This is a genomic window from Pseudomonas sp. 50_B (assembly GCF_017491625.1).
In the GTDB taxonomy this organism is placed as follows: Bacteria; Pseudomonadota; Gammaproteobacteria; order Pseudomonadales; family Pseudomonadaceae; genus Aquipseudomonas; species Aquipseudomonas danubii.
In genome coordinates this window covers 66,709-93,669 of sequence record NZ_JAFGYX010000025.1, presented here as the reverse complement: position 1 = coordinate 93,669, position 26,961 = coordinate 66,709, and the positions used below count along the sequence as shown (strand labels likewise).

Sequence of the window (26,961 nt, the reverse complement as noted above, 5' to 3'; positions counted from 1 at the left end):
CCGGCACCCTGCGCCGCCCACCCCAAGGGCCTAGACTGAGCTCTCGCCCCCCAACACGGGCGCTATTGCCCGCTGTTGACTGACCCATGAAAACGGCAGCCGCCATGAACCCAATGCCCAGGGTGCTGGTGGTCGATGAGGCCATGGAAGTCCGTGCCCTCGTGGAAATCACCCTCGGCCGCATGCGCCTGCACACCCAAAGTGCCCGCACCTTGCAGGAAGCCCGGACTCACCTGGCCCGGGAGCGCTTCGACCTGTGCCTGACAGACCTGCATTTGCCGGATGGCAGCGGACTGGACCTGCTGCTGCATATTCGCCAATGCCACCCTCAATTGCCGGTCGCACTTCTAAGCAATGACCCAGGCACGCAGGCCTGCGCCCTGGAAGTCGGGGCTTGCGACCTGCTGCACAAGCCGCTACACCCCATGCGCCTTCGAGAATGGATAAGCAGCAGACTGAAGCGGCTGCCCACCGCCACAAAAAAACTACCCGACCATCAGTTGTTGGGGCATTCACCGCCCATGGACAACCTGCGCCAACACATCGACAAGTTGGCCCCCAGCCTGGCGGCGGTCTACATCAGCGGCGAATCCGGCAGTGGCAAGGAGCGAGTGGCGCGTTTGATCCACCAGTTGGGTCCCAGGGCCAGGGCGCCCTTCATTCCGGTCAACTGTGGCGCCATTCCTGGCGAACTGATGGAGAGTGAGTTTTTCGGTCACCGCAAAGGCAGCTTCAGTGGCGCCCTGGCTGATCAGCCTGGACTGTTCCAGGCCGCTGAGGGGGGAACCCTGTTCCTCGACGAGGTCGCCGACCTGCCTCTTGCCATGCAAGTGAAGCTACTGCGTGCACTGCAGGAAAGGTCTGTGCGTCCGGTGGGCAGCCAGGAGGAAAGAGCCGTCGATGTGCGGATTCTCTGTGCCACTCACAAGGATCTGAAGTGCGAGGTAGAATCCGGCCGCTTTCGCCAGGATCTCTACTACCGCTTGAATGTGATCGAACTGCGAGTCCCCGCGCTGCGCGAGCGCCCGGGAGATATCGAGATACTGGCGCGGCACATTCTGCAACGCCTGGCCAAATCCGGCGACAAGCCTGCCACCCAACTAAGCCCGCAAGCACTGCAAGCCCTGGAGCGCTACGACTTTCCCGGCAACGTACGTGAACTGGAGAACCTGCTGGAGCGGGCCCAGACCCTTTGCGAGGGTCCGTGGATAGAGCTGAGCGACCTGCATCTGCCTGTCAGTGAACACCAGGACCTCCCCGCCCCTTCGCTCCCTCCCAACCTGGACCTCGCGCTGCACCTGCAACAGGTGGAGCGCCATTTATTGCTCCAGGCCCTGGAGGAAAGCCGCTGGAACCGCACAGCGGCGGCCCGACGGCTGAGTCTGTCCTTGCGTTCGATGCGTTACCGCATGAAGAAGCTTGGCCTGAATTAAATTCGACCTTCGGGCGCATAGGGCGCCGGATCGATGATCGGCGCTTGTCCCAGCAGCAGGTCGCAAAAAAGCTGGCAGGAAGCGGGCGCCAGCACCAGGCCGTTACGGTAATGCCCGCAGTTGAGCCACAAACCGGCAAAGCCGGGAACTGGCCCGATGTAGGGAATGCCCTCCGGCGACCCCGGACGCAGCCCAGCCCAATGCCCCACGACCTCAGCGTCCGCCAGTGCCGGGATCAGCTCGACAGCAGAAGCCTTGAGGCTTTCCAGAGCGGATGCAGTAGGCGTCTTGTCGAACCCCTCGTGCTCCAGAGTACTGCCTACCAGGATGTGTCCGTCACGCCGGGGAATCGCATAACGGCCCTTGGCCAGGACCATGCAGGACAGGAAGTCGGCAGCGCATTTGTACAGGATCATCTGCCCTTTGACCGGTTCCACCGGCAGTACAAGCCCCAGGCTGCGCAGCAACTCGCCACTCCAGGCCCCGGCGCAGAGCACCACCTGATCGGCGCGGATCTCACCCAGCGAACTGTGCACGCCTGCCACCTGCCGGCCTTCACAAATAAAGCCGCTGACGCTGCACTGCTCGTCGATGTGCACGTTGGGCAAAGCCTGCAAAGCGGCCTTGAGGGATTTGACCAGCCGCGGATTACGCACATTGGCCACATTGGCCATGTAGATCGCCCGCTGGTAGCCGCTCCCCAGCACCGGCACCCCATCATGTACCGCCGAGATATCCACAGCGCTCAGGGGCCGCCCCTCACGCCGCGCCCATTGCAGGGCCTGGGCCTCATCCTCCAGGTCCAGCCAGTAGAGCCCGGTGGTATGCACTTCGGGATCAACCCCGGTAGCACTCAGCAGTTGCTCCGCCAGCTGTGGATAAAAGTCCTGGGACCAATGGGCCAGCGCCGTGACTGCCGGACTGTAGCGCCAAGGGTACAGCGGCGAGACGATGCCTCCACCAGCCCACGACGACTCACGCCCCAGTTCCGAACGCTCTACAAGCCGCACCTGCTGGCCCCGGGACGCCAGATTGAAAGCCGTGAGCAGGCCGATCACTCCGCCGCCCACCACCAGCACTTGCTGTTGCTTGACCATAATTCGATCCAATCATGAGAAAGACAGTGGGCGCCGCAGCTCCCCGATACAGAGACTCAGCGTCCCCAGCAATCCTTAGCCGCGAGCCCGTCGGCTTGACCGCTGATGCTGGTGGCACCTGTCTGATCGATGCTGAAACTGCCGCATTTGTCCCCCGCCATCATCCCATCGGCTTTTGGCGTCGCGGTCAGCGAGAACCCGCTGTCGCTCAGAGTCGGGGTGATGCTGTAGTACTCATTGCCGGTGCTCAGATCCGGGGCGTTGCTGTAGACACCGGTCTTGGAGAAGTGGCGCTCAAGTTGCTGCGCCTGCTCGGTGAGCAGCACGGCGATTTCACTGCGATGGGGCTTCTTCATGTATTCGGTGATGCTGGGAAGGCTCAAGGTAAGGACCAGACCGATGATCGCAATCACGATCATGATTTCGATCAGGGTGAACCCTTGGTTGGATCTGCGCATGGTCAAGAATCTCGCTTACTGAATTTGTCGCCACAGGATGCGCCGGCTGCCACCGTCGTTTTTGTCCACCCGGGGGCTGATGCCGCCACTGGAATCGCGGATGATCTTGCCAGTGCCATGGGTGTGCGCAACCGCAGCGTCGAGCATCTTACCGCTGAACGCTTGCAGCTCGATCAATTTCCCACTACCAGTGTTTGAGTTGGGGTCATCGATCTTGAACGGCAGAAGGTTGCAGGACACCCGCCTAGCGTCACGAACATGCACCAGCCGCCACGGAACCACACCCATGGGCTCGCCGGCACTGCTCATCGCTGCACAAGGCAAGACCTGTCCGCGTACAAGGGGCGGAGTTAACGGCCGAACATAAGGAGTGCCGGTTATCACTTCAGGCGCTGCTGCAACAGCGCCTGAGAGTAGGCTGTTGGCGGGACCGCGCGCCTGGGCAAGTCCCCCTTGCCACAAACTGCCCAGCAACGTAGCGGCAACGACGAGCAACAGCCGGCTACCTTTCGAATCAGGTTCAGTATTTGGCATAAATGCTCTCCAAGACGCTGCGCGAATGACCGGCCAAACCCACGGCAGTCACTCGATACAAGGTGGCGACGGTATTGATCGGCAGGTTGACCGCATCCGTAGAAGCCCCCAGGTTCTGCACCCCATAGAAACCCTCTCCGGTGGCGATCCAGGTCACGGCGGAAACACTGTTGAAGCCCGCGCTGCTGACCGCTGCAGACTCAGCGGGAGGGGCACATTCAGAAGGATTGGCGCATACCGACAAACGATAGTCATCCATGCGCACCGCGTTTTCCCCGACGCGCAAGGCCGCTTCTGCAGCCTGGAATGCACGATTGTTCAAGGTCAGGCTGGCGCTCATCTTTTCCTGGAGGACGGCGTTCTGCAGCGATGACAGGCCGATCATGGTCAGCAGCAACAAGAACACCAGGCTCATCAACAGCGCCATGCCTCTCTCCCTGGTGGGCCCTGCGCCATTGACGCCAGGCATCAGGGCAACCTGTTACGCAAGGCCGCCACTAGCGTAAAGCGCTGCGGGCGCACACGCTGCTGGGGATCGGACAATGTCAGCTGCAACCGCACGCTGCGAATACGTGCCGGATCTCCCGGGTTGCGACTGTAGCTGGAAGCGGCACTTTCCGTTGCAGAACGGGCCATACCGAAACTCACGTCAAAGGTCTCGACATTATCCAGCAGCACCGCCTGCTGCTTGCCCAAGCCGCTGCCCAGCATCAATTGGTGGTCCTGGAGGCTATAGAACAGCCGGCGCAAGGCCAGGACCTGCTGCCCGTGTTCCCCTTGATGAGCCCCCGAATAGACCACGGCGCTGCGCTGACAGTCGGTGACCAGGCTCCAGGTCGGCGTCCCGCCATAATCACCGATGTCAGCGGTGATCAAGGTCAGCTTGCGCTCGACATTGCTCCACTGAATCGGGGTGGCCGCGTAGCGGGAAAACTCCTTAGCCGTACTGCGATCATTGACGGTGCGCAGGCAACCGGAAAGCCCTGCCATGCGAATTTCCTGGAGCATCTTGCTCAGAACAAAACGCGCATCCTCCAGCAGGTAGGCCGAGGCGTTCTGGCTAAGGTAAGTAGCCTTCGCCGCGATAAACACCTGAGCCGCCCCCAGCACCAGCACCAGGCTCAAAGCCAGTGCCAGCATTATCTCTACCAGCCCGAAGCCATGGCTGCCCTGCCTCATCGCGCCCCTCACGAATCCACGGCCACGCGGCTGCTGAGCACCAGAGCGCGCTGACTCCGCGAATGCCCCTCGGCCCGGGAATCGTCCCACGTGATGCGGATGGTATAGACCTGCTGATTGACACTGATACTGCCCTTGGCGCTGGGGCCCCCGAAGTTCGCCACGTTGCTGGCGAAATCATGCAGGTCCTGATCCCGCACATTGCCCGGGCTGCCTGCGGCGGGCGTGGCAACACCATAGTCGGCCGCCGCATTGGCACGGATCCGGTCAAGCATGTCATAGGCGATAAAGCTGGCCTGGGCACTCATCCGTGAACTGTCGGTGTACTGCAAGGCCTTGATCTGGACCGCCGCGGCCCCCAGCAGCCCCACCGCGAGAATCAACAGGGCCACCAGCACCTCGATCAGGGTCATGCCGGCCTGTGCATGCTGCTCCCTCATGTTCCAATCTCCGTCACGCTCCCAAGCCCATGCAGACAACCACCGATCTCCGATGAAGCAGACTCGTGTGAGCCCACAGAAGCGATGGAAACCAATGCTCTCGACTTCAAAGGTTAGTGCCAGAGTCAGCCCCGGGCCGCCTCTCGGAACAACCCGCAATACATTGCTCACAGCCCCCTTACCTCTCCCTTGAGGCCGAGCCGCAAGGGCCCAGGCGCCGGGCCGTTTCAATCGGGTGAAACCCTTTGTACCCAAATACATCACCCACCCTGGAACAGGCATCGGCTATAACGGGCGGCGATTCGCCCCATCCCAGACCGGCAAGCTGGTCATCTGCTCAGCGCCTGCATACGGATAGCGTGAACGCCTCATCTCCAGGGAGGAGACACCATGCATGAAAAGGGCTTCAGCCTGATTGAACTGTTGATCGCGCTGGCCTTGCTGGCACTTTTGCTGCCGCTGTCCACGGCTGCGCTCAGTGAACTATTGCGCACCAATCGACAGCAGGAAGCGGCGCAGATGCTCGCCAGCGGCCTGCGCAATGCACGGGCGGCGGCCATCCTGCACCAGCGCACCGCGCTGATACATAGTCTGAACGACGACTGGAGCCAGGGCTGGCGCATCATTCTGGATGTCAGTGGCAAGGGGTGGGAGGATCCAGAGAATCCGCTGCTGATCGAGCGTCAGAGCGGTGGGCAAGTGCTGATTGTGGGTAATCGTCCGGTACAGCACTTCGTGCGCTTCAGTGCCCAGGGCAATCCGTTGCTGCCCAGTGGCGCCTTCCAGGCCGGCACCTTGCATATCTGCCAGGCCGACCAGGAACACAGCCGCCACCAGGTGGTGCTGTCGCGCAGCGGGCGGGTCAGCCTGCGCAGCGAAACCGCCGAGCAGGCCCTTTGCATGGGAGTGGACTGATCAGAGCAGGGAGCGAACCCGCAACTCTTTGGGCATGGAGAAGGTGATGTTCTCTTCGCGGCCAGCCAACTCGTCAGCACCGGTGGCGCCCCAGGCCTGCAACTGCTGGATCACCCCACGCACCAGCACTTCCGGCGCCGAAGCGCCGGCGGTAATGCCGATGCGCTCGACACCGTCGAACCAGCTGCGCTGCAGGTCCTCGGCACCGTCGATCAGGTAGGCGGGAGTGGCCATGCGCTCGGCCAGCTCGCGCAGGCGGTTGGAGTTCGAACTGTTGGGGCTACCCACCACCAGCACCACATCGCACTCGTCGGCCAGTTGCTTGACCGCGTCCTGACGGTTTTGCGTGGCGTAGCAGATATCGTCCTTGCGCGGCCCGCCAATGGCCGGGAAACGCGTGCGCAGGGCATCGATCACCCGGCTGGTATCGTCCATGGACAAGGTGGTCTGGGTCACGAACGCCAGGCGTTCAGGGTTCTGCACCTGCAGCTCGGCTACATCCTTTTCATCTTCCACCAGGTAGATGGCGCCGCCGTTGCTGGCGTCGTACTGACCCATGGTGCCTTCGACTTCAGGGTGGCCGGCGTGTCCGATGAGGATGCACTCACGACCATCACGGCTGTAGCGCGCCACTTCGATATGCACCTTGGTCACCAGCGGGCAAGTGGCATCGAACACTTTGAGACCGCGACCGGCCGCTTCACTGCGTACAGCCTGGGAGACACCGTGGGCGCTGAAGATAACGATGACGTCGTCCGGCACCTGTTCCAGCTCTTCGACGAAGATCGCACCACGATTGCGCAGGTCTTCGACGACAAATTTGTTGTGCACCACTTCATGCCGGACGTAGATCGGCGGCCCGAAGACTTCCAGGGCGCGATTGACGATTTCAATCGCCCGGTCCACACCGGCGCAGAAGCCACGGGGATTGGCGAGTTTGATTTGCATGCTGTGCCTCGTGTCTTGCGCGCAAGAAGTTAGATCGTTATAGACAGCGGATCGCCAGCAAACCAACCCCTACAGAATAGGGCACGGCATGCCGGCGATGCTGTTAAAGCGCTTTGACGTCGATGATTTCCACGTCGAAGGTCAAGGTCTTGCCGGCCAGCGGGTGGTTGAAGTCTACGGTGACTTGAGCATCATCGAAGGCTTTGACCACACCCGGCAGCTCAGTATTGGCCGCGTCATTGAAGATCACCAGCAAACCTTCCGACAACTCCATGTCCTGGAACTGCGAACGCGGGATGACCTGCACGTTCTGCGGGTTCGGCTGGCCAAAGGCGTTTTCCGGCTCAATCGTCAGGCTACGCTGGTCACCGGCCTTGAAGCCGAACAGCGCGGCCTCGAACCCAGGGAGCAGGTTGCCGTCACCGACTTTGAAGGTCGCCGGGGCCTTGTCGAAAGTGCTGTCTACGGTATCGCCGTTCTCCAGGCGCAATGCGAAGTGCAAAGTGACTTCCGTGTTCTGACCGATGCGTTGCTCAGTCAATACCTGTTCAGTCATGAACGGCTTCTCCGGTTTTCTTGCTCTTGAACATATCCAGGGCCAGCATCACCGCGCCAACGGTGATAGCACTGTCGGCGAAGTTGAATGCCGGGAAGTACCAGCGGTTCTGCCAGTGCACCAGGATGAAATCGATCACATGGCCCAGGGCAATGCGGTCATACAGGTTGCCCAAGGCACCGCCCAGTACCAGGGCCAGAGCGATGGCCAGCCAGGTTTCGTTACGCCCCAGGCGCTTGAGCCAGACCACCAGCACGGCGCTGACCACAATCGCGATCAGGGCGAACAGCCAGCGCTGCCAGCCAGAGCTGTCCGCGAGGAAGCTGAAGGCTGCGCCGGTGTTATAAGCCAGGGTCCAACTGAAGTACTCGGGGATCACCACGATCTGCTGGTACATGGTCAGCGAGCTTTCAAAGTGCAGCTTGCTGGCCTGGTCGATGACCAGAACCAGCAAGCTCAACCACAGCCAGCCCAGACGGCCGAAACGGCCTGCGGCGTTAGGCATAGTGACGAACCTCGCCCGCGCCGCTGATGTTATCCACACAACGACCGCAGATTTCCGGGTGCTCAGGGTTCACGCCGACGTCTTCACGGCAGTGCCAGCAGCGGGCGCACTTAGGGAAGGCCGACTTGACGACTTTGAGCTTGAGGCCCGGTACTTCGGTAGCCACGGCATCCGCTGGCGCCTGGGCAAACGGTGCCAGGCTGGCGGTCGAGGTGATCAGCACGAAACGCAGTTCGTTGCTCAGCTTGGCCAGGTCGGCGGTCAGGCCATCCTCGGCAAACAGGGTGACTTCGGCTTGCAGGTTGCCACCGACGGCCTTGGCCGCACGCTGAACTTCCAGCTCCTTGTTCACTGCAACCTTGACCGCCATCACGCCCTCCCAGTACTCGCGGCCCAGTTCGAAGTCAGCTGGCAATTCGCTCAGGCCTTCGTACCAGGTGTTGAGCATCACGGATTCGTTACGCTCGCCCGGCAGGTATTCCCACAGTTCATCAGCGGTGAAGGCCAGGATCGGCGCGATCCAGCGCACCAGCGCTTCAGAGATGTGGTACAGCGCGGTCTGCGCCGAACGACGTGCCTTGCTGTTGGCGCCGGTGGTGTACTGGCGATCCTTGATGATGTCGAGGTAGAAACCACCCAACTCCTGCACGCAGAAGTTGTGGATCTTCGAGTACACGTTCCAGAAGCGGTATTCGCCGTAGTGTTCCTGCAACTCGCGCTGCAGCAACAGGGTACGGTCCACGGCCCAACGATCCAGGGCGAGCATGTCCTCGGCCGGCAGGATGTCGGTGGCCGGGTTGAAACCGCTCAGGTTCGACAGCAGGAAGCGTGCGGTATTGCGGATACGGCGGTAGGCGTCGGCACTGCGGGCCAGGATCTGGTCCGACACGGCGATTTCGCCCGAGTAATCGGTCGACGCCACCCACAGACGCATGATGTCGGCACCCAAGGTGTCGTTGATCTTTTTCGGCTCGATCACGTTCTTCAGCGACTTGGACATCTTGCGGCCCGTCTCATCGACGGTGAAACCGTGGGTCAGCAGTTCGCGGTACGGCGCGTGGTTGTCGATGGCGCAACCGGTCAGCAACGACGAGTGGAACCAGCCGCGGTGTTGGTCCGAGCCTTCCAGGTACAGGTCGGCACGTGGGCCGTTCACGTGGCCCATTGGGTGCGAACCGCGCAGTACGTGCCAGTGAGTGGTGCCGGAGTCGAACCACACGTCGAGGGTGTCGCTGATCTTGTCGTACAGCGGCGCTTCGTCGCCCAGCAGCTCGGCGGCGTCCAGCTTGAACCAGGCCTCGATGCCTTCCTGCTCAACACGCTGGGCCACTTCTTCCATCAGCTCGACGGTGCGTGGGTGCAGTTCGCCGCTTTCCTTGTTCAGGAAGAACGGGATCGGCACGCCCCAGTTGCGCTGGCGGGAGATGCACCAGTCCGGACGGTTGGCGATCATCGAATGCAGGCGCGCCTGGCCCCAGGCGGGGACGAACTTGGTGTCTTCGATCGCTTTGAGCGAGCGCGCACGCAGGGTGTCACCGCTGACCGGCTCTTTGTCCATGCCGATGAACCATTGCGCGGTGGCACGGTAGATCAACGGGCTCTTGTGGCGCCAGCAGTGCATGTAGCTGTGGCTGATGATTTCGGTGTGCAGCAACGCACCCACTTCACTCAGCTTATCGACGATGAGCGGATTGGCCTTCCAGATGAACTGGCCGCCGAAGAACTCCAGCGATGGCACGTAGACGCCGTTGCTCTGTACCGGGTTGAGGATGTCGTCGTTGACCATGCCGTAGCGCTTGCAGGTCACGAAGTCGTCTTCACCATAGGCCGGGGCCGAGTGAACCACGCCAGTGCCAGCCCCCAGTTCCACGTACTCGGCCAGGTACACCGGCGACAGACGATCGTAGAACGGATGACGGAAGTTGATCAGTTCCAGGGCAGAACCCGGGGCGGTAGCGATCACCGAACCTTCCAGGTTGTAGCGAGCCAGGCAGGACTCAACCAGCTCTTCGGCCAGCACCAGCAGGCGCTCGCCGGCATCCACCAGGGCGTAGTTGAACTCCGGATGGACGTTCAGCGCCTGGTTGGCCGGGATGGTCCACGGGGTGGTGGTCCAGATCACGATAGCCGCGGGCTTGGCCAGTTTGGCCAGGCCGAAGGCGGTGGCCAACTTGTCTTCATCGGCGATCGGGAAGGCCACGTCGATGGTCGAGGACTTCTTGTCTTCGTACTCGACTTCCGCTTCGGCCAGGGCCGAACCGCAGTCGAAGCACCAGTTCACAGGCTTGAGGCCCTTGAACACGAAGCCGCCTTTGACGATTTCGGCCAAGGCGCGGATTTCTCCGGCCTCGTTCTTGAAGTTCATGGTCTTGTACGGGTTGTCCCATTCGCCCAGAACGCCCAGACGGATGAATTCGGACTTCTGCCCTTCGATCTGCTCGGTAGCGTAGGCGCGGCACAGTTCGCGGGTTTTATCTGCGCCCAGGTTCTTGCCGTAGGTCACTTCGACTTTGTGCTCGATCGGCAGGCCGTGGCAGTCCCAGCCCGGAACATAAGGTGCGTCGAACCCCGACAGGGTTTTCGAGCGCAGGATCATGTCCTTGAGAATTTTGTTCAGCGCATGACCGATGTGAATAGTGCCGTTGGCATAAGGAGGACCGTCGTGCAGAACGAACTTCGGACGATCCTTGCCAATCTCGCGCAACTTTCCGTACAGGCCAATGCTGTCCCAACGCTGCAGAATCTGTGGTTCGCGCTGAGGCAGGCCGGCCTTCATTGGGAAGGCGGTGTCCGGAAGGTTTAACGTGGCTTTATAGTCGGTCATTTAAGGCTCTTCATTAGCGATTGGCGCTATGGATACGTGCCACTTGGGCACGGGCGGCGGCAACATCCGCATTGATCGCCGTCTTCAACGCCTCCAGGGAGGCGAAACGCTGCTCTTCACGCAGCTTGTGGTGGAAAACCACCGTCAAACGCCGGTCATACAGATCGCCGGCAAAATCTAAAAGATGAACTTCAAGGTGGGCCTTGCCATCACCTGCGACTGTGGGCCGGACGCCGATATTGGCGACCCCCGGCCACGTCTTGCCGGCGATGTCGACACTCACCAGGTAAACCCCGGAAAGTGGCACACGCCGGCGCTTCAATTGCACGTTGGCAGTGGGCGTACCCAACTGGCGCGCCAGTTTCTGCCCGTGCAGGACCCGCCCGGCAATCCGGTACGGCCGACCAAGCAGACGCTCGGCCAGTTCAAAGTCTGCTGCGGCCAAGGCATTGCGGACCTGGGTGCTGCTGACACGCAAACCATCCAGTTCTACGGTCTGCGCTGCCTCGACGGTAAACCCGTGGTTGGCGCCAGCCTGCTGCAGGAACTCGAAATCTCCGACCCGGTCGCAACCAAAACGGAAATCGTCGCCGACTTCCAGGTGCTGCACGCCCAGGCCGTCCACCAGGATCCGCTCGACAAATTCATTGGCGCTGAGTTTGCTCAGACGCTGGTTGAACGCCAGGCACAACACCCGATCGACACCGGCCTGGGCCAGCAGTTGCAGCTTGTCACGCAGGCGGGCCAGGCGCGCCGGCGCCGTCTCGGGGGCAAAGAATTCCCGCGGCTGGGGCTCGAAAATCACCACACAGCTGGGCACGCCCAACTCGAGCGCACGCTCACGCAGCCGGCCCAGGATGGCCTGGTGACCACGGTGAACACCGTCAAAGTTGCCAATAGTGGCGACGCAGCCCCGATGCTGGGGGCGCAGATTGTGGAGGCCTCGAACCAGCTGCATAACGCGCTTCTTGCTCATAAAGTGGTCGATTATAACCACACCCGACGGCCGACGACAGGCAGCACCGTCACCCAAATTGATCGAACCGACAAAACCGGTAGTTGCCTCGCACCAACGACTAAACAGCCGTCAGTTCAAGGCCTTGCGATTGAAGTCGCGCAAACGGAAGCCCAGCAGGGCCAACATGCCGAAATACGCCACCACCCCAGCCACCACCAACACGCCCAAGCGCAGGAAACGCTGGAGCATGTGCCCCTGGTCCCAGGCCGGCATAAAGTGAAGCAGCCCCAGCAATACCGCCGACATCACCGTCACAGCCACGATCAGCTTCAAGGCAAACAGCCCCCAGCCCGGCTGCGGCTGAAACATCTGCTGCTTGCGCAATTGGTAGAACAACAGCCCAGCGTTGATACAGGCCCCAGCGCTGATGGCCAAAGCCAGGCCAGCGTGCTTCAAGGGACCGATAAAGGCCAGGTTGAGCAGCTGGGTGACGATCAGCGTGAAGATGGCGATCTTCACCGGTGTGCGAATGTTCTGCTGTGCGTAGAAACCCGGCGCCAGCACCTTGATCACGATGATCCCCAGCAAGCCCACGGCGTAAGCCACCAACGCACGCTGAGTCATAGAGGCGTCGAAAGCGCTGAACTCACCGTACTGGAACAGCGACACCGTCAACGGCTCGGCAAGTATTCCCAGCGCCAGGGAACATGGCAGCACCAGGATGAAGCACAGACGCAGCCCCCAATCGAGAATCCGCGAGTACTCATGGCGATCCTTGTTGGCGTAGGTCTTGGCCAGGGTCGGTAGCAAAATAGTGCCCAGGGCCACGCCCAGCACACCGGAAGGCAGCTCCATGAGACGGTCGGCGTAATACATCCAGGACACAGAGCCCGCGACCAGGAAGGAAGCAAAGATGGTGTTGATGATCAGCGAGATCTGACTGACCGACACCCCGAGGATCGCCGGCAGCATCTGCTTCATCACCCGCCAGACACCGGTATCACGCACATTCAGGCGAGGCAGCACTAACATGCCGATCTTCTTCAAATGCGGCAGCTGATAGAGCAATTGCGCCAAGCCCCCTGCCAGCACTGCCCAGCCCAGGGCCATCACTGGAGGATCGAAGTAGGGCGTAAGGAACACCGCGAAGATGATCATGCTGACGTTGAGCAGAGTCGGCACGAACGCCGGCACCGAGAAGCGGTTCCAGGTATTGAGAATCGCCCCGGCCAGGGAGGACAGCGAGATCAGCAATATATAAGGAAAGGTCACCCGGAGCAGATCGGAAGTCAGGGCGAATTTTTCCGGGGAGTCGACAAAACCCGGTGCCGTAGCCCAGATCACCCAGGGTGCAGCGATGATGCCCAGGGCAGTGACCAGGGCCAGAACCAGGGTCAACAAGCCCGATACATAGGCAATGAAGGTCCGAGTCGCCTCGTCCCCCTGCTGACTCTTGTACTCCGCCAGAATCGGCACGAAGGCTTGAGAGAAGGCTCCCTCGGCAAAGATTCGCCGCAACAGATTGGGCAACTTGAAGGCAATGAAGAAGGCATCCGTAGCCATCCCGGCGCCGAACGTGCGCGCGATGATGGTATCGCGGACAAACCCCAGTACCCGGGAAAGCATCGTGATAGAGCTGACCGCGGCCAATGACTTGAGCAGGTTCATGAAAAGGTTGTTTGCCTGTAGATAAACAGCAGGCGAAAAGACGCCCACTTATGCGATACTCCGCGCCGCAACAGCACAGAGCCAAAGCTCGCGAGTTTACAGGTCAAGCGCCGGAAATAAATATCCCGCCTCTTCAGATCGACCACTCAGCGGAACGCATCAGCTGCCCTTGACAAGACTTCAACTCATCGGCATGATTCGCGGCCTATTTTGTTTGCTATTTCCCAAAAAGTCTTTCGAGGAGCTCGACGGTGGCCAACACACCTTCCGCCAAAAAACGTGCAAAACAGGCTGAGAAGCGTCGCAGCCACAACGCCAGCCTGCGTTCCATGGTTCGTACCTACATCAAGAACGTAGTTAAGGCCATCGACGCCAAAGACGCTGCTAAAGCGCAAGCCGCTTATGTTCTGGCCGTGCCAGTTATCGACCGCATGGCCGATAAAGGCATCATCCACAAGAACAAAGCTGCTCGTCATAAAGGTCGTCTGAATGGCCACATCAAGGCTCTGAACCTTGCTTCTGCAGCCTAAGCGACACGCTTGTTAAAAAACCGACCCAAGGGTCGGTTTTTTATTGCCTGCAATTTACCCGCCCGCAACAAGCCAGCCCCATCAGGGGCCGGCCCGGCAATTCTCAACAGGTCATTGATGAGGCCAAGGCAGAATAGGAATCGCCGTTACCGCATTCTGCGGACTGCCCTCGATCACACGATCGCTATAGACCAGATACACCAGGGTGTTGCGCTTCTTGTCGAGGAAGCGCACCACCTGCATGGTCTTGAACACTAGCGAGGTGCGCTCCTTGAAGACCTCGTCACCATCCTTGAGCTCGCCCTTGAAAGCGATCGGCCCCACCTGGCGACAAGCAATGGATGCCTCAGCACGATCCTCAGCCAAACCCAAGCCACCCTTGAGACCACCCGTCTTGGCTCGCGACAGATAACAAGTCACGCCATCCACCTTGGGATCATCAAAGGCCTCGACCACGATCCGGTCGTTAGGCCCGACAAATTTGAACACCGTGGACACCTGGCCAATTTCCTCGGCCGACACCATGAACGGCATCGCCAAGAGCAGACCCAACAATCCTTTTGCTATGCGCATTCGCTTTTCCTTAGGTCACTTACACCAGAATCAGGTTATCGCGGTGAACCAATTCCGGCTCAGCCATGTAACCCAGGACACCGACAATCGCATCAGAGGGCTGACCGATGATTTTCTGCGCCTCAAGGGCACTGTAGTTGGCCAGGCCGCGGGCAATTTCACGCCCATCAGGCGCCACGCACACCACCATTTCACCGCGACGGAAACCACCCTGGACCTGCTTGACCCCCACTGGCAACAGACTCTTGTTGCCCTGAGACAGGGCCGACACAGCCCCCTCATCCAGCACCAGGGTACCGCGGGTTTGCAGATGCCCGGCAAGCCACTGCTTGCGCGCCGCCAACATGCCACGCTCCGGCGACAACAAGGTACCGATGCGCTCACCCGCCTTCAGGCGATCCAGCACCCGCTCCAGACGCCCACCAACAATGATGGTATGCGCCCCGGAGCGCGCCGCCAGGCGCGCCGCTCGCAACTTGGTCTGCATACCACCACGCCCCAACGCCCCACCAGTACCGCCAGCCACGGCATCCAGCGCCGGATCATCGGCCCGCGCCTCGTAAATCAACTGCGCATCGGGATTGTTGCGCGGATCAGCATCGAACATGCCATCGCGATCAGTGAGGATAACCAGCAGGTCCGCCTCCACCAGATTGGCCACCAGCGCCGCCAGGGTGTCGTTATCGCCGAAGCGGATTTCATCGGTCACCACGGTGTCGTTTTCATTGATCACCGGAATCACCTTGAGCTCCACCAGTGCCCGCAAAGTACTGCGAGCATTGAGGTAACGCTTACGGTCCGACAGATCGTCATGGGTCAGGAGAATCTGCGCCGTATGCCGGCCATGCTCGGCAAAGCTCGACTCCCAGGCCTGCACCAAGCCCATCTGGCCAATGGCCGCAGCCGCCTGCAGCTCATGCATCGCACTCGGTCGTGCGGTCCAGCCAAGGCGACTCATTCCGGCCGCCACAGCACCCGAAGAGACCAGTACCAATTCGACACCCGCCTCATGCAAGGCCACCATCTGCTCGACCCACACGCCCATTGCCGCGCGATCCAGCCCCTTGCCGTCCGCCGTCAGCAGTGCACTGCCGATCTTCACGACCCAGCGCTGCGCACCCGTCACCTTGCTCCGCATCTTATTCAACCTTTGCCAGCGAGCAGCGCGACCGAGCGCCACTCATGGGGTTATTCGTATTTAAGCCTTGCAGATACCAAAACGCCGCTCGAATGAGCGGCGCCTTGAGAGCTGGCTGGCAGCGATGATAACACCGCGCCAGCCCAGATAAACCGTGTTCGCGGACAAGCCCGCACCACAGGATCAGTCGCGGACGTAGATGATTTCCGGGCCGTCCTCGTCATCCACATCCTCTTCATCCCAGTCATCGTCGCCGATGTCATGGACACTCTTGACGCCGCTACGGCGCAGGGCACGCTGATCGTCCAGCGCCTGCAACTGGGCACGCGCCTCATCTTCGATGCGCTGATCCAGCTCGGCCAGCTCATCGGCATAGGCCGGGTCGGCTGCCAGGCGATCGGCACGATCTTCCAGATAACGCATGATGTCGCGACTCAGACGCTCGGTACCATCCTTGGAGATGGCCGAGATCACGTACACCGGACCAGTCCACTCCAGGCGATCAACGATCTCCTTGACGCGCTCCTCACGCTCCTCCTCAAGAATCTGATCGCTCTTGTTCAGCACCAGCCAGCGCTCACGCTCAGCCAGGGACGGACTGAACTTGACCAACTCGTTGACAATCACTTGCGCAGCATCCGCCGGATTGGTTTCATCCAGCGGAGCCATGTCCACCAGATGCAGCAGGATGCGCGTACGCGCCAAGTGCTTGAGGAAGCGAATCCCCAGGCCAGCACCATCGGAAGCCCCTTCGATCAGACCTGGAATATCGGCGATTACGAAGCTCTTCCAGCGGTCGACACTGACCACGCCCAGGTTGGGCACCAGCGTGGTGAATGGGTAATCAGCCACTTTCGGCTTGGCGGCGGAAACCGAGCGAATGAAGGTACTTTTACCGGCATTCGGCAAACCCAGGAGGCCGACGTCCGCCAACACCTTCAATTCCAGCTTGAGATCACGCTGCTCACCCGGCTTGCCCGGAGTGGTCTGTCGCGGCGCACGGTTGGTGCTGGACTTGAACCGGGTGTTGCCCAGGCCGTGCCAGCCACCCTGCACCACCATCAGGCGCTGACCAGCCTTGGTCAGGTCGCCGATGACTTCCTGAGTACCGGCATCAATGATGGTGGTACCGACCGGAACCCGCAGCTCCAGATCCTCGCCTTTCTTGCCGGTGCAGTCGGTGCTGCCACCATTGGAGCCGCGCTCAGCATCGAAGTGCCGGGTATAACGGTAGTCCACCAGGGTGTTGAGGTTTTCGTCTGCGACCATGTAGATCGAGCCACCATCACCACCATCACCGCCGTTGGGACCACCGTTCTCGATGAATTTTTCCCGACGGAAACTCATGCAGCCATTGCCGCCGTCGCCAGCTTTTACTCGAATCGAAACTTCATCAACAAACTTCATGATCAAACGCCTCTCACCGCACGGGCGAGCTGAAGAAACCAAGACATAAGACTCTTGCAAAAATGAGCGCAGCGACCTCAATCAACGACCGAAACATCCAACGCTGGCAGCTCGTACAAACAGTTTTGCAAGAGACTCATCCCACAAACGAAAAAGCCCCGTCGCGAGACAGGGCTTTTCCAGCGATCGCGCAATTAAGCTGCGACGACGCTCACGTAACGACGACCGAAGGCGCCTTTTACTTCAAACTTGATCACGCCTTCGATTTTCGCGAACAGGGTGTGATCTTTACCCATGCCAACGCCGTAGCCAGCGTGGAATTGGGTGCCGCGCTGACGCACGATGATGTTGCCGGCCTTGATGACCTGGCCGCCATACATCTTCACGCCAAGGCGTTTGGCTTCTGAGTCGCGACCGTTACGGGTACTACCACCAGCTTTTTTGTGTGCCATGAGTTCAATTCTCCTAGTGAGGAATTAGGCTGAAATTAAGCCTGAATACCGGTGATTTTGATCTCGGTGAACCACTGGCGGTGGCCCATACGCTTCATGTGGTGCTTACGGCGACGGAACTTGATGATGCGGACTTTATCGTGACGACCTTGGGAGATCACTTCAGCCTTGACGGTTGCGCCAGCAACAACAGGTGCGCCGATGTTCACGTCGTCGCCATTGGCAACCAACAGAACGCGGTCAAAAGTCACGGACTCGCCAGTGGCGATTTCCAGTTTTTCGATCTTCAGGTATTCACCTTCAGCGACCTTGTATTGCTTACCGCCGGTAACGATTACTGCGTACATGGTATTTCTCCGATAATCCTGCTCACCCAGCTCTTTATAAGAAGAGGTATTGGCTGGCATGGCTGCATGGGGCTGGAACGGCCCAAGTGCAATTGCGTAAGGCAGGTGCTGCCCAGGAAGTTCAGGGTGCGCGATTGTACGCAAGGCACAATAGCGATGCAAGTGCCGTTCAGGCGGCGGCAAGCACCGCCGGGAGCGCGCCTTGACACCTGCGGACGCGGGTCCTAGCATGCCGCGCAACCCTTCTGGAGCACCTGTCGCTGATGCAACCCCAAGCTTTCTACCGCGCGGTGGCGGACGATTTTAGCGCCGTCGACGGCATCATCAAGAAACAGCTGACTTCCCGAGTGCCGCTGGTTTCAAAAATTGGCGACTACATCACTTCGGCCGGAGGCAAGCGCCTGCGTCCTTTATTAGTGCTGCTGTGTGGTAAGGCACTGGGGCGCGAAGGCGACGATTTGCGCCTGCTGGCCGCCACCATCGAGTTCCTGCACACCGCCACCCTGCTGCATGACGACGTGGTCGACATGTCCGGCATGCGCCGTGGCCGCTCGACCGCCAACGCTATGTGGGGCAATGCGCCCAGCGTCCTGGTGGGAGACTTCCTGTACTCCCGTTCGTTCGAAATGATGGTTGAACTGGGCTCGATGCCGGTCATGCGCATCCTGTCCCAGGCCACGCGGATCATCGCCGAAGGCGAAGTCCTGCAACTGTCCAAGGTGCGCGACGCCAGTACCACCGAAGAAACCTATATGGAAGTCATCCGCGGCAAGACCGCGATGCTCTTCGAAGCCTCGACCCACAGCGCAGCCGCCCTGGCCGGCGCCACACCGGAACAGGCCGAAGCCCTGCGCACCTTCGGCGATCACCTGGGCGTGGCCTTCCAACTGGTGGACGACCTGCTGGACTACCGTGGCGACGCCGAAACCCTGGGCAAGAACGTGGGTGACGACCTCGCGGAAGGCAAACCCACCCTGCCACTGATCTACACCATGCGCGAAGGCACCCCAGAGCAGGCAGCCCTGGTTCGCCAGGCCATCCAGAAAGGTGGTATCGAAGACCTGGAAAGCATCCGCGCCGCCGTTGAGGCTTCGGGCTCCCTGGACTACACCGCGCAATTGGCCCGCGACTACGTGGCTCGCGCCATCACCTGCCTGGAAGCTCTGCCACCCAGCGAATACCGCGACGCTCTGGTGGAGTTGAGCGAATTCGCCGTCGCTCGCACCCACTAAAGCGCACCGGCTCCTGCCGATTGGCAGGAGCCGGCGCAACTCCCCAGCGCCCCCTCCCCGAAAAAACCCTATACAATGTGCGCTTTTTAGCCATCCTGACTTTGAGGAGCTTAAGTGAGCACTTTGCCACCCTGCCCAAAATGCAATTCCGAATACACCTACGAGGACGGCACCCAGCTGATCTGCCCCGAGTGCGCCCACGAGTGGTCCGCCAGCGGCGAAGCCGAAGCCGCATCCGATGAAGCCGTGAAGAAAGATTCGGTGGGCAACGTGCTGCAAGACGGCGATACCATCACCGTGATCAAGGACCTCAAGGTCAAGGGCACCTCCCTGGTGGTCAAGGTCGGCACCAAGGTCAAGAACATCCGCCTGTGCGATGGCGACCACGACATCGACTGCAAGATCGACGGCATCGGCCCGATGAAGCTCAAATCCGAGTTCGTCCGCAAGGTCTGACGCCTGCACCCTCTCGCGCCTGCCGCGAGAGGGTATCCCGCCTATACCCCCGCCATGCTTGATCCACACACCTGCTAGCGAAAAGCCAGCCGATTTGATCGAAAACAATTTCCACACAGAAAAAAGCAGAAACCGCCAATAGGTACTTGCTATTCATTGAATAAGAATTATTCTCATTGAAACCCATTCAAGGAGATGACACCCATGACTTATTTGATTGATGCCTGGCTGGACCGCCCACACCCCTACCTGCGCATCCTGCATCGGGAAACCGGGGAAGTCTGTGCTGTGTTGGAAGAGGAAGCCCTGAGCGAGCTGCAGGACCAGGGAGATCTGGACCTGATCGGCTTGAGCTCCAGCGAACCGCTGGTTCTCAAGGAATTGGTGCGCAACCTGTTTTTGTTCTGCTACGCCAGAGCCTTGCGGCCAACCGGCGCCGATGGCCACAGCCTGGGCGCAAAAATTCGTCTATGAAACCAAAACCGCGAAAGGGGCAAGTTGGCCGAGGATGAACTGACCGCGCGTGCGCGGCCGTCATCGCCAGCCATCTGGCCCCTACCGGGTTACAGAACGTCCAGCAGCTCGACGTCGAACACCAGAACGCTGTGCGGCGGGATGCTGCCCACGCCTTGTGCGCCGTAAGCCAGTTCGCTCGGCACGTACAGACGCCATTTGCTACCGGCGTTCATCAGTTGCAGCGCTTCGGTCCAGCCGGCGATCACGCCGCCTACCGGGAACTCAGCAGGTTGGCCACGCTCGTAGGAGCTGTCGAACACAGTGCCGTCGATCAGGGTGCCGTGGTAGTGAGTACGCACGCTGTCTTCACGGGATGGCTTGGCGCCGTCGCCCTGGGTCAGCACTTCGAACTGCAGACCGGAAGCCAGAGTGGTGATGCCTTCACGCTTGGCGTTTTCCGCCAGGAAAGCCAGACCGGCACCCGCAGCAGCTTCGGCTTTGGCAGCGGCTTCAGCTTGCATGATTTCGCGGATGACCTTGAAGCTCGCGGACATTTCTTCCTGACCCACACGGCTTGGCTTACCGGCGAAAGCGTCGGTCAGACCCGCCAGGATCGCGTCCAGGCTGACGCCCGGTGGAGGGTTGTCGCGCAGTTGGTCGCCCAACTGACGGCCAATGCCGTAGCTGACGCGGGTTTCGTCGGTGGACAGATTTACTTCGGACATGACACTGCTCCGCTGTGCGGACGGCTCGGAAAGGCCGCAGGAACACAGCGCCTCCCGGAGCGCCCGGAATCAAAAGGGCGAGCAGACTAGCACAGAAGCCCGGCACGGATCATCGCCGTGCAGGCCTCAGCTACCCGAGTGCAAAGTGATGGGCACTTTCAAGCTTTCCTCGACACCCACGGACAAGCCGCACATCTCGTCATGCACTGACGTGTGAATCAGATTGAACGGCAACTTGGGAAAGGACTGCAGGACCTCACGAGCATGCTCCACGGAGCGCAGATGAAACATCTGACCCTGGGCATCGCTCAGTGGATAAGCCGCCCCGTGCATGCGCGCCTCAAGCAGATAGATTCCGCCCTCCAGGGAGATCAGATTCAATTCGTCGACTTTTCCGGCAATGGCGTAGGCATTCATTTCTTGCAGATTCATGAGAGCACCTCGTGCTTTTACAGCCCTGACAGCTACAGGCATATGCCCCAGCCAGTAAAAGCACAAGCCACAAACAACGCCGCCCGTCCGTTTCGCAACGGCCGGGCGGCATTCATTCACGCAGCGAAACCTGTCAGTGCTTGGTCAGCTTGTCCAGGTAACCCATGGCAAACGCCGAAATCACGAACGTCATGTGAATCACCACGTACCACAACAGGTACTCGGTAGGGATGTTCTTGGCATCCATGAACACTCGCAGCAGGTGGATCGACGAAATCGCCACGATGGACGCGGCCACTTTCATCTTCAATGACGAAGAATCCATCTTGCCCAACCAGTTGAGCTTCTCCTTGTCTTCGTCGATGTCCAGTTGCGACACGAAGTTCTCATAACCGGAGATCATCACCATCACCAGCAGACCACCTACCAGCGCCATGTCGATCAACGACAACAGCACCAGGATCAGGTCGGACTCGGCCATGGAAAACACATTGGGAATGACGTGGAAGACTTCCTGGAAGAACTTCAATGCCAGTGCCAGCAAGCCCAGAGACAAACCGAAGTAGATCGGCGCCAGCAGCCAGCGTGAGGCATACATTGCATTCTCGATAAAACGTTCCATTGAATCTCGCACCCGGTGTAAAAACGGCGGCGAGTATATCAGCGCCGGAACCCCCCATAAACCACAGACAATCACCTGATCCACGGGTTTTTCCGGGCGTATTTTCTGCTAGTGTCGAAGCCATTGCTCACGCTCACCGACATTGGACAGGAAGATTGGAAATGGATGTGCGATTGCCTTTGGCCAGTGTCGGCCTTGGTCTGGCGCTGCTGATCAGCGGCTGTTCTCCCAGCGACGAAAAGAGACAGGCGAGCCTCGAAGAGAAAACCGTACAGTTTGAACAGTCGCTGGACGCCATCCAGGATCCGAAGCTCAAGGACGCCATTGCCAATCTTGGTGGCTCCCTCCTGCTGCTGGAACGAGCACAGCTCAAACTTGACAGCAAGCCGCTGGAAACCGAATACGGCGACGACAGCCTGGCCCTGCTCAAGCACTATCCCACTGCCCAAGCCTTGGTGGACACCTACGTCAACGGTCTGTTCGTACTGCGCAAATCCTCCAATTCCGACTACCTGACCGATCTGCAGCCCGTCTTCCCCTTCAGCTTCAACATGCCCACACAGTTCCCGTTTCCCCACGGGCTGGAATGGCAGTCGGTCACCCTCAGCAACAAAAAAGTCATTCCCTTCCAAGCCGAATGGTCGGAGACCGATCCGGGCATCCAGCTCAGCCCCTCCAGCTCCAACCTGACCAATCCGGATGACTTGACCATCACCTACCCCTTTATCGAGGGCCTGGAGGTGGACAACAAGAATCAGCCGCAGCCAGTTTCCCTGCAAGGCAAACTGGAGGTGATAGCCCCAGGTCGGGTGCTCGCTTTTGAACTGACCAAGGCCGACATCGGCAAACCGCGTCAGGACGGCAATATCCGCCTGACCCTGTTGACGCTGGACAGGAACGTTGCCGAGATCGAGCTGAGTAATAGCGCCCCCCTGCCCGCAGAAGCCAATGATGTCGCCCTCAATCCCTTGCTGGCCCAGGCCCGTGACAGCAAGGGGCAGATTCTGTCCCGCGCAGGCTCGATCAACGAAAGCGCCCAACAGATTGCCTTCTACCAACAGCAGTTGGCCGAGATGCAAAAGCAGAAGGCGTGGAGCGAGGCATTCGAGAAACAACTGGAGGACGAGCAAAAGGCCTTCGACCAGCAACACACCGATCATTACGCCAAGGTGTATTTCAATGGCCTGGTGGATCGGCTGGAAGTCGCGGTACTGGATTTCTCCCAGGCCAGCGTCACGCGCAAGGACCTGGACCTGCCGGTACATCGTTTCGACCGCAATACCACCGACAGGAACATCCAACCGCTGCCAATGCCGGTGGTGGTCTATGACGATCAAGCCCCCCACTACCTCAAGGGCGCACAGCTGGACGAAGAGTCACTGAAAAAATCCGTGACCATCAGCCAGTCGGTGGAAGATGCCAGCGCAGCGCGCATCGAGTTCAACCACCCGCGGACCTTCAATGATGAGTTGCTGGGCTCAGAGTTCAGCACCAACGATACCCCGCTGACTTTCTTCACCCAGAACGAGAAGGGCCAACGGGGTGAACCGATCGAACTGCCGGACGAGGCCTTCGACATCGACCCATTGCGGGGCGTCATCACCTACGACCTCAACCTTTTCCCGGAAACCCCCGCCTACGCCGTAGGCTCCATTCCTCTGTTCCTGGCCACCATCGAGAAGAGCAGCATCAACGCTCAACAGCTGCCCAAAGGCCTAGAACTCAGGGGCAACGCCTTGATCGTCGACCAGAAACTCTTTCCTGCTGATGCCTGGCGCTTCTTTGCCAAGGACGCCAGCGGCCAATACCTGAAGGAGATTCTTGCAAGCAGCCACAATGCCTCGGCCGACGGTACGGCGTTATTCGATGTGCACTACTTCTACGGCGAGCCCAGCCAGTTGGAAAGCTACACCCGCAGCACACTCGACACTGTGCAGTACGGCTTTGAGGTCAAGCTCGACAAAGCCGAGTCGACGCCCCCGCCCCCCTAAGGATCAGTGTTCAGGATGGAACTGGAAATCACCGGCATGGCGTCCCCGCTCACCATTGATCTGACGTAACTGGGCCTGCAGATGCAGGCACCAGATCTGTGGATCATCGGCCAGCTGATAGCCATGGGTGGTCAGGCTTTCAACAATCGAATCAAGGATGGACTCCGCCACCACAGGTCCACAGAACGGGCCTTGGGACTTGATCGCTGAGGGTTGTTCACCCGCCATTCCGGCGGCGAAGAGAAGGGTCCACATACCGTTGTCCCCCGCCAGTGGGCGGACGCTGCATTCGATACGAGTGACCAAGCCAAGGCATTGGCGGGTGAGGCAAAGGTTGCGCGACATGGCGGCGACCCTCGGTAGAACCACTGTTCAGCCTTCAATAGAGGACTGTTTCGATCCAGCGACGACTGTCGTTCTCCTTGCCCTGAGAATAGAAGAAAAGCCTGATAAACAAAGTTGACCGATCCAACAGGCGCCGAATGGTCTATTTTGAGAAATTGGCGTCAGCCCTCTGACGCCGCTGGCGAGGGACAAAGCCCTCGCCAGCGGCCACTGTCACGCCGGCTTGGCCTCTGTCAGCGCCTCTTGCGCCAGTTCCTTTTCCGCTTCTTTCAGGTCTTCTTCGCTGATCATCTCGGCAATGACCCGCAGGCGCTCCACCACCCGCGCGTTGACGCTGCCTTCGGGGAACTGACCTTCGGCATCCGGTTCACCAGCCGGCTCGCCCACCAGCAGGCTCAGGGCCTCATCAGCCTGACGCACCGCATACACATGGAACTGTCCAGCACGTACGGCCTGCAGTACCTTCTCGTCGAGCATCAAAGTGGCCACGTTGGCCTGAGGAATGATCGCGCCCTGCTCTCCCGTCAAGCCGCGGGCTTCGCACAGGCGGAAGAAGCCTTCGATCTTCTCGTTGACTCCGCCCACAGCCTGCACCTCGCCGAACTGGTTGATCGAGCCGGTGATGGCGAAACACTGTTTGAGTGGTGTTTTCGACAACGCCGAAATCAACGTGCAGGCCTCCCCCAGCGAAGCACTGTCGCCATCCACGTAGCCGTAGGACTGCTCCAGGGCAATGCTCGCGGAAATCGCCAGGGGGAACTCCTGGGCATAGCGACTGCCCAGGTAACCGGTCAGGATCATCACCCCCTTGGAGTGGATGGGCTGGCCAAGATTGACCTCGCGCTCGATGTCGACGATGCCACTGCCACCGGGGTAGACCGTGGCGGAAATCCGCGCTGGCACGCCGAACGCCGAATCCCCCACCTCCAGTACCGTCAGGCCGTTGCACTTGCCCACGGCGGCACCATCGGTGTCGATGAGAATGATGCCGGCGAGCATGTCATCGAGAATCCGTGCCGATACCCGACCGGTACGCGTCGCCTTGGCCTTCAGCGCCCTTTCGATATGTCCAGCATCAGTCATTTCGTCCGAAGCTAGGTGGCGGATAAAGTCGGCCTCGCTGACCAATTGGAACAGGTCGCCGATCCGCGCCGACAGACGCCCCTGGTGCTCCGCCAGACGCGCGCTGTAGGTGGCCAGGCGCGCCACCGCATCAGCGGTCAGCGGGGCCATGCCCTCCTCCGAGGTGCGGGTTTTCAGCAACTGGGCAAACTGCTCCAGGCTTTCATCCACCATCGGGATGTCTTCGTCGAAGTCCACCAGTACCCGGAACATTTCCTGGAAGTCCGGATCCAGGTCCTGCAGCGTGTAATACAGCTGGCGAGCACCAATGATGATGACCTTGACCTGCAGCGGAATCATCTGCGGCGTCAGGGTCACGGTCGCCAGACGCCCCATCTCGCCCAGAGGCGATTCCATCTTCAGCTTGCGCGATTGCAGGGCACGCTTCAGGGCGTCCCAGACAAAGGGTTCGCTGAGCATCTTCTCGGCTTCCAGAATCAGGAAACCACCATTGGCTCGATGCAGTGCACCGGGACGCAACTGCCGGTACGTGGTGTAGAGCGCGCCCTGGTCGGTGCTGTACTCGATCCGGCCGAACAGGTTGTCGTAGGTCGGATGCGGCTCGAACACCACCGGCGCGCCGCCACTGGCCGGGTGGCCCACCACCAGGCTTGGGCAGTACTGTTCTTCCAACAGCTTGCGTGCCACCGCATCGGTCTTGCTGTCGTCCACCAGTTGCTCAACCACGGTCTTCAACAGATAGACCTGCATGGCTTGCAAGTAGCCGCAGACCGCAGCGTTTTCCGCGTACTTCTCGGACAGTGGCGCCAACAACGGCTGCAGGGCCAGGGTGATGGTTTCTTCATTGAGCTGACGCAACTGGTTGCTCGACTCGCGCTTCCACTGCGGCAAGCTCGCCAGCTCTTCATTAAGGCGCTCTTCCAGAGCGGAAATATCCTCGTGGAAACGCTCGCGATCAGCCTCCGGCAGTTGGGCGAACTCGGCTTCGTCCAGGGCCTTGCCATCGAGCATCGGGGTAAAGGCGATATTGCTGCTGTCGCGGTACAGCGCCACGTCCTTTTCCAGGGCCAGACGCTCGATCACGTCCAGGGCGCGGTCGTAACGCTGGTTGAAAGCGCGGTCGATGGCGCTCTTCTTCTGCTGATAGGACGGATGCTCGAAGACTGCCGGGAACGTCGCCAGCAGGTTATCGATCAAACCGTTGATGTCGCTGATGAAACTGCCCGCGGCACCGGCCGGCAGTTCCAGCGCCCGAGGCTCCCGGGGCTCGTCGAAATTGTTGACATAGACCCAGTCTGACGGGGTCTGCAGGCGCTTGCCTTCAGCCTTCAGGTAACGCTTTACGAAAGAAAAGCGCCCCGTGCCGGGTTCCCCCATGACAAACACGTTGTAACCGGGGCGTGGCATGGCCACGCCGAACTGCAAGGCTTCGACCGCACGTTCCTGGCCAAGCACACCGCGAAAGGGCTCCAAATCATTGGTGGTCGAGAAGCTGAACTGTTCAGCAGAGAAAGGACGGGTCAGCGCTTCAGGCGCAAGACGCAGGCTGGCAGCAACAGGATCAGGCATCGGGCTTCCTTACATCAGGCGGGGCAGATGGCGGCATTCTGGCGCCGGGTATGCCCGGCTGGCAAGGCGCGCCTCAGGGGAAAGCATA

The 26,961-nt window shown here is 60.1% G+C and carries 28 protein-coding genes and 1 pseudogene; 7 read left to right on the top strand and 22 right to left on the bottom strand.

Annotated elements, in window-relative coordinates:
- Positions 1-104: 104 nt before the first annotated feature.
- Positions 105-1,433: a sigma-54 dependent transcriptional regulator gene (locus J5M73_RS26560; protein WP_102865459.1), complete on the top strand. Its 1,329-nt coding sequence runs from the start codon at positions 105-107 to the stop codon at positions 1,431-1,433.
- On the opposite strand, the gene thiO is transcribed toward J5M73_RS26560, so the two are convergent.
- From thiO to pilV, 6 genes and pseudogenes are all read right to left on the bottom strand, one after another.
- On the bottom strand, positions 1,430-2,530 hold the full coding sequence (gene thiO, locus J5M73_RS26555) for a glycine oxidase ThiO (RefSeq protein WP_102865458.1): 1,101 nt from the start codon (positions 2,528-2,530) through the stop codon (positions 1,430-1,432). The genes J5M73_RS26560 and thiO overlap by 4 nt on opposite strands.
- Before the next feature lie 56 nt (positions 2,531-2,586).
- Positions 2,587-2,988 (bottom strand): type IV pilin protein, encoded by a 402-nt coding sequence (locus J5M73_RS26550; protein WP_102865457.1) that lies wholly within the window; start codon positions 2,986-2,988, stop codon positions 2,587-2,589.
- Positions 2,989-3,003: 15 nt separating this feature from the next.
- Positions 3,004-3,195: pseudogene (locus J5M73_RS26545) on the bottom strand (hypothetical protein); the annotation flags it as partial.
- 313 nt (positions 3,196-3,508) lie between these two features.
- Complete coding sequence (locus J5M73_RS26540; protein ID WP_102865456.1) at positions 3,509-3,949, bottom strand: PilX N-terminal domain-containing pilus assembly protein; 441 nt, start codon at positions 3,947-3,949, stop codon at positions 3,509-3,511.
- A gap of 41 nt (positions 3,950-3,990) precedes the next feature.
- Positions 3,991-4,701, bottom strand: coding sequence for a prepilin-type N-terminal cleavage/methylation domain-containing protein (locus J5M73_RS26535; RefSeq protein WP_102865455.1), 711 nt, complete (start codon positions 4,699-4,701; stop codon positions 3,991-3,993).
- Positions 4,702-4,709: 8 nt separating this feature from the next.
- The gene (gene pilV, locus J5M73_RS26530) at positions 4,710-5,141 is read right to left on the bottom strand and encodes a type IV pilus modification protein PilV (RefSeq protein ID WP_102865454.1); all 432 of its coding nucleotides are present in this window, start codon (positions 5,139-5,141) and stop codon (positions 4,710-4,712) included.
- Positions 5,142-5,531: 390 nt separating this feature from the next.
- Here pilV and J5M73_RS26525 point away from each other — a divergent pair, with 390 nt between their 5' ends.
- Positions 5,532-6,056, top strand: coding sequence for a GspH/FimT family protein (locus tag J5M73_RS26525; RefSeq protein WP_102865453.1), 525 nt, complete (start codon positions 5,532-5,534; stop codon positions 6,054-6,056).
- On the opposite strand, the gene ispH is transcribed toward J5M73_RS26525, so the two are convergent.
- The 6 genes from ispH to murJ form a co-directional block, all read right to left on the bottom strand.
- A complete protein-coding gene (gene ispH, locus J5M73_RS26520; RefSeq protein ID WP_102865452.1) occupies positions 6,057-7,004 on the bottom strand; it encodes a 4-hydroxy-3-methylbut-2-enyl diphosphate reductase in 948 nt (315 codons plus the stop codon). It abuts the gene before it with no gap.
- Positions 7,005-7,107: 103 nt separating this feature from the next.
- Positions 7,108-7,560 carry an FKBP-type peptidyl-prolyl cis-trans isomerase gene (gene fkpB, locus J5M73_RS26515; protein ID WP_115580968.1) on the bottom strand — a complete coding sequence of 151 codons (453 nt, stop codon included), beginning with the start codon at positions 7,558-7,560 and terminating at the stop codon, positions 7,108-7,110.
- Positions 7,553-8,065, bottom strand: coding sequence for a signal peptidase II (gene lspA, locus J5M73_RS26510; RefSeq protein ID WP_102865450.1), 513 nt, complete (start codon positions 8,063-8,065; stop codon positions 7,553-7,555). The genes fkpB and lspA overlap by 8 nt, the downstream gene beginning before the upstream one ends.
- Complete coding sequence (gene ileS / locus J5M73_RS26505; RefSeq protein ID WP_102865449.1) at positions 8,058-10,889, bottom strand: isoleucine--tRNA ligase; 2,832 nt, start codon at positions 10,887-10,889, stop codon at positions 8,058-8,060. The genes lspA and ileS overlap by 8 nt, the downstream gene beginning before the upstream one ends.
- A gap of 13 nt (positions 10,890-10,902) precedes the next feature.
- Positions 10,903-11,847, bottom strand: a complete 945-nt coding sequence (gene ribF / locus J5M73_RS26500) for a bifunctional riboflavin kinase/FAD synthetase (protein WP_162884093.1) — start codon at positions 11,845-11,847, stop codon at positions 10,903-10,905.
- Positions 11,848-11,976: 129 nt separating this feature from the next.
- Positions 11,977-13,515 carry a murein biosynthesis integral membrane protein MurJ gene (gene murJ, locus J5M73_RS26495; protein WP_115580970.1) on the bottom strand — a complete coding sequence of 513 codons (1,539 nt, stop codon included), beginning with the start codon at positions 13,513-13,515 and terminating at the stop codon, positions 11,977-11,979.
- Between the two features lie 251 nt (positions 13,516-13,766).
- Between murJ and rpsT the strand changes: the two genes are divergently transcribed.
- The gene (gene rpsT / locus J5M73_RS26490; RefSeq protein WP_207816485.1) at positions 13,767-14,045 is read left to right on the top strand and encodes a 30S ribosomal protein S20; all 279 of its coding nucleotides are present in this window, start codon (positions 13,767-13,769) and stop codon (positions 14,043-14,045) included.
- Positions 14,046-14,156: 111 nt separating this feature from the next.
- On the opposite strand, the gene J5M73_RS26485 is transcribed toward rpsT, so the two are convergent.
- From J5M73_RS26485 to rplU, 5 genes are all read right to left on the bottom strand, one after another.
- Positions 14,157-14,618 (bottom strand): CreA family protein, encoded by a 462-nt coding sequence (locus J5M73_RS26485; RefSeq protein WP_102865446.1) that lies wholly within the window; start codon positions 14,616-14,618, stop codon positions 14,157-14,159.
- A 19-nt stretch (positions 14,619-14,637) separates the two neighbouring features.
- Complete coding sequence (gene proB, locus J5M73_RS26480; RefSeq protein ID WP_047289314.1) at positions 14,638-15,756, bottom strand: glutamate 5-kinase; 1,119 nt, start codon at positions 15,754-15,756, stop codon at positions 14,638-14,640.
- Between the two features lie 183 nt (positions 15,757-15,939).
- Positions 15,940-17,163 (bottom strand): Obg family GTPase CgtA, encoded by a 1,224-nt coding sequence (cgtA, locus tag J5M73_RS26475; RefSeq protein WP_102865445.1) that lies wholly within the window; start codon positions 17,161-17,163, stop codon positions 15,940-15,942.
- 194 nt (positions 17,164-17,357) lie between these two features.
- The gene (gene rpmA, locus J5M73_RS26470; RefSeq protein ID WP_003228360.1) at positions 17,358-17,615 is read right to left on the bottom strand and encodes a 50S ribosomal protein L27; all 258 of its coding nucleotides are present in this window, start codon (positions 17,613-17,615) and stop codon (positions 17,358-17,360) included.
- Between the two features lie 35 nt (positions 17,616-17,650).
- Positions 17,651-17,962: a 50S ribosomal protein L21 gene (gene rplU / locus J5M73_RS26465; RefSeq protein ID WP_007924746.1), complete on the bottom strand. Its 312-nt coding sequence runs from the start codon at positions 17,960-17,962 to the stop codon at positions 17,651-17,653.
- A gap of 263 nt (positions 17,963-18,225) precedes the next feature.
- Between rplU and J5M73_RS26460 the strand changes: the two genes are divergently transcribed.
- From J5M73_RS26460 to J5M73_RS26450, 3 genes are all read left to right on the top strand, one after another.
- Complete coding sequence (locus J5M73_RS26460) at positions 18,226-19,194, top strand: polyprenyl synthetase family protein (RefSeq protein WP_016967027.1); 969 nt, start codon at positions 18,226-18,228, stop codon at positions 19,192-19,194.
- A gap of 114 nt (positions 19,195-19,308) precedes the next feature.
- Positions 19,309-19,650: a zinc ribbon domain-containing protein YjdM gene (locus J5M73_RS26455; protein WP_016967028.1), complete on the top strand. Its 342-nt coding sequence runs from the start codon at positions 19,309-19,311 to the stop codon at positions 19,648-19,650.
- Between the two features lie 204 nt (positions 19,651-19,854).
- A complete protein-coding gene (locus J5M73_RS26450) occupies positions 19,855-20,124 on the top strand; it encodes a hypothetical protein (RefSeq protein WP_102865444.1) in 270 nt (89 codons plus the stop codon).
- An 89-nt stretch (positions 20,125-20,213) separates the two neighbouring features.
- On the opposite strand, the gene J5M73_RS26445 is transcribed toward J5M73_RS26450, so the two are convergent.
- From J5M73_RS26445 to J5M73_RS26435, 3 genes are all read right to left on the bottom strand, one after another.
- On the bottom strand, positions 20,214-20,831 hold the full coding sequence (locus J5M73_RS26445; RefSeq protein ID WP_044465159.1) for an FKBP-type peptidyl-prolyl cis-trans isomerase: 618 nt from the start codon (positions 20,829-20,831) through the stop codon (positions 20,214-20,216).
- A 126-nt stretch (positions 20,832-20,957) separates the two neighbouring features.
- A complete protein-coding gene (locus tag J5M73_RS26440) occupies positions 20,958-21,263 on the bottom strand; it encodes a DUF6482 family protein (protein WP_115580972.1) in 306 nt (101 codons plus the stop codon).
- Between the two features lie 133 nt (positions 21,264-21,396).
- Complete coding sequence (locus J5M73_RS26435; RefSeq protein ID WP_102865442.1) at positions 21,397-21,885, bottom strand: TIGR00645 family protein; 489 nt, start codon at positions 21,883-21,885, stop codon at positions 21,397-21,399.
- 161 nt (positions 21,886-22,046) lie between these two features.
- On the opposite strand from J5M73_RS26435, the gene J5M73_RS26430 reads away from it, so the two are divergent.
- Complete coding sequence (locus J5M73_RS26430; protein WP_102865441.1) at positions 22,047-23,876, top strand: hypothetical protein; 1,830 nt, start codon at positions 22,047-22,049, stop codon at positions 23,874-23,876.
- 3 nt (positions 23,877-23,879) lie between these two features.
- Here J5M73_RS26430 and J5M73_RS26425 read toward each other — a convergent pair whose 3' ends face one another.
- Positions 23,880-24,221: a hypothetical protein gene (locus J5M73_RS26425; RefSeq protein WP_102865440.1), complete on the bottom strand. Its 342-nt coding sequence runs from the start codon at positions 24,219-24,221 to the stop codon at positions 23,880-23,882.
- A gap of 213 nt (positions 24,222-24,434) precedes the next feature.
- On the bottom strand, positions 24,435-26,873 hold the full coding sequence (locus J5M73_RS26420) for an AAA family ATPase (protein ID WP_102865439.1): 2,439 nt from the start codon (positions 26,871-26,873) through the stop codon (positions 24,435-24,437).
- Positions 26,874-26,961 lie beyond the last annotated feature (88 nt).

Excerpts from the sequence above, each read along its gene's own strand:
- thiO (WP_102865458.1), bottom strand. The coding sequence starts at position 2,530 with ATGGTCAAGCAACAGCAAGTGCTGGTGGTGGGCGGCGGAGTGATCGGC.
- J5M73_RS26430 (WP_102865441.1), top strand. The coding sequence starts at position 22,047 with ATGGATGTGCGATTGCCTTTGGCCAGTGTCGGCCTTGGTCTGGCGCTG.
- J5M73_RS26535 (WP_102865455.1), bottom strand. The coding sequence starts at position 4,701 with ATGAGGCAGGGCAGCCATGGCTTCGGGCTGGTAGAGATAATGCTGGCA.
- ileS (WP_102865449.1), bottom strand. The coding sequence starts at position 10,889 with ATGACCGACTATAAAGCCACGTTAAACCTTCCGGACACCGCCTTCCCA.
- J5M73_RS26525 (WP_102865453.1), top strand. The coding sequence starts at position 5,532 with ATGCATGAAAAGGGCTTCAGCCTGATTGAACTGTTGATCGCGCTGGCC.
- J5M73_RS26550 (WP_102865457.1), bottom strand. The coding sequence starts at position 2,988 with ATGCGCAGATCCAACCAAGGGTTCACCCTGATCGAAATCATGATCGTG.
- J5M73_RS26440 (WP_115580972.1), bottom strand. The coding sequence starts at position 21,263 with ATGAATCTGCAAGAAATGAATGCCTACGCCATTGCCGGAAAAGTCGAC.
- cgtA (WP_102865445.1), bottom strand. The coding sequence starts at position 17,163 with ATGAAGTTTGTTGATGAAGTTTCGATTCGAGTAAAAGCTGGCGACGGC.
- ispH (WP_102865452.1), bottom strand. The coding sequence starts at position 7,004 with ATGCAAATCAAACTCGCCAATCCCCGTGGCTTCTGCGCCGGTGTGGAC.
- pilV (WP_102865454.1), bottom strand. The coding sequence starts at position 5,141 with ATGAGGGAGCAGCATGCACAGGCCGGCATGACCCTGATCGAGGTGCTG.
- J5M73_RS26540 (WP_102865456.1), bottom strand. The coding sequence starts at position 3,949 with ATGGCGCTGTTGATGAGCCTGGTGTTCTTGTTGCTGCTGACCATGATC.
- J5M73_RS26450 (WP_102865444.1), top strand. The coding sequence starts at position 19,855 with ATGACTTATTTGATTGATGCCTGGCTGGACCGCCCACACCCCTACCTG.
- J5M73_RS26420 (WP_102865439.1), bottom strand. The coding sequence starts at position 26,873 with ATGCCTGATCCTGTTGCTGCCAGCCTGCGTCTTGCGCCTGAAGCGCTG.
- J5M73_RS26445 (WP_044465159.1), bottom strand. The coding sequence starts at position 20,831 with ATGTCCGAAGTAAATCTGTCCACCGACGAAACCCGCGTCAGCTACGGC.
- J5M73_RS26485 (WP_102865446.1), bottom strand. The coding sequence starts at position 14,618 with ATGCGCATAGCAAAAGGATTGTTGGGTCTGCTCTTGGCGATGCCGTTC.
- J5M73_RS26425 (WP_102865440.1), bottom strand. The coding sequence starts at position 24,221 with ATGTCGCGCAACCTTTGCCTCACCCGCCAATGCCTTGGCTTGGTCACT.
- J5M73_RS26560 (WP_102865459.1), top strand. The coding sequence starts at position 105 with ATGAACCCAATGCCCAGGGTGCTGGTGGTCGATGAGGCCATGGAAGTC.
- rplU (WP_007924746.1), bottom strand. The coding sequence starts at position 17,962 with ATGTACGCAGTAATCGTTACCGGCGGTAAGCAATACAAGGTCGCTGAA.
- proB (WP_047289314.1), bottom strand. The coding sequence starts at position 15,756 with ATGCGGAGCAAGGTGACGGGTGCGCAGCGCTGGGTCGTGAAGATCGGC.
- lspA (WP_102865450.1), bottom strand. The coding sequence starts at position 8,065 with ATGCCTAACGCCGCAGGCCGTTTCGGCCGTCTGGGCTGGCTGTGGTTG.
- J5M73_RS26435 (WP_102865442.1), bottom strand. The coding sequence starts at position 21,885 with ATGGAACGTTTTATCGAGAATGCAATGTATGCCTCACGCTGGCTGCTG.
- fkpB (WP_115580968.1), bottom strand. The coding sequence starts at position 7,560 with ATGACTGAACAGGTATTGACTGAGCAACGCATCGGTCAGAACACGGAA.
- murJ (WP_115580970.1), bottom strand. The coding sequence starts at position 13,515 with ATGAACCTGCTCAAGTCATTGGCCGCGGTCAGCTCTATCACGATGCTT.
- J5M73_RS26460 (WP_016967027.1), top strand. The coding sequence starts at position 18,226 with ATGCAACCCCAAGCTTTCTACCGCGCGGTGGCGGACGATTTTAGCGCC.
- ribF (WP_162884093.1), bottom strand. The coding sequence starts at position 11,847 with ATGCAGCTGGTTCGAGGCCTCCACAATCTGCGCCCCCAGCATCGGGGC.
- rpmA (WP_003228360.1), bottom strand. The coding sequence starts at position 17,615 with ATGGCACACAAAAAAGCTGGTGGTAGTACCCGTAACGGTCGCGACTCA.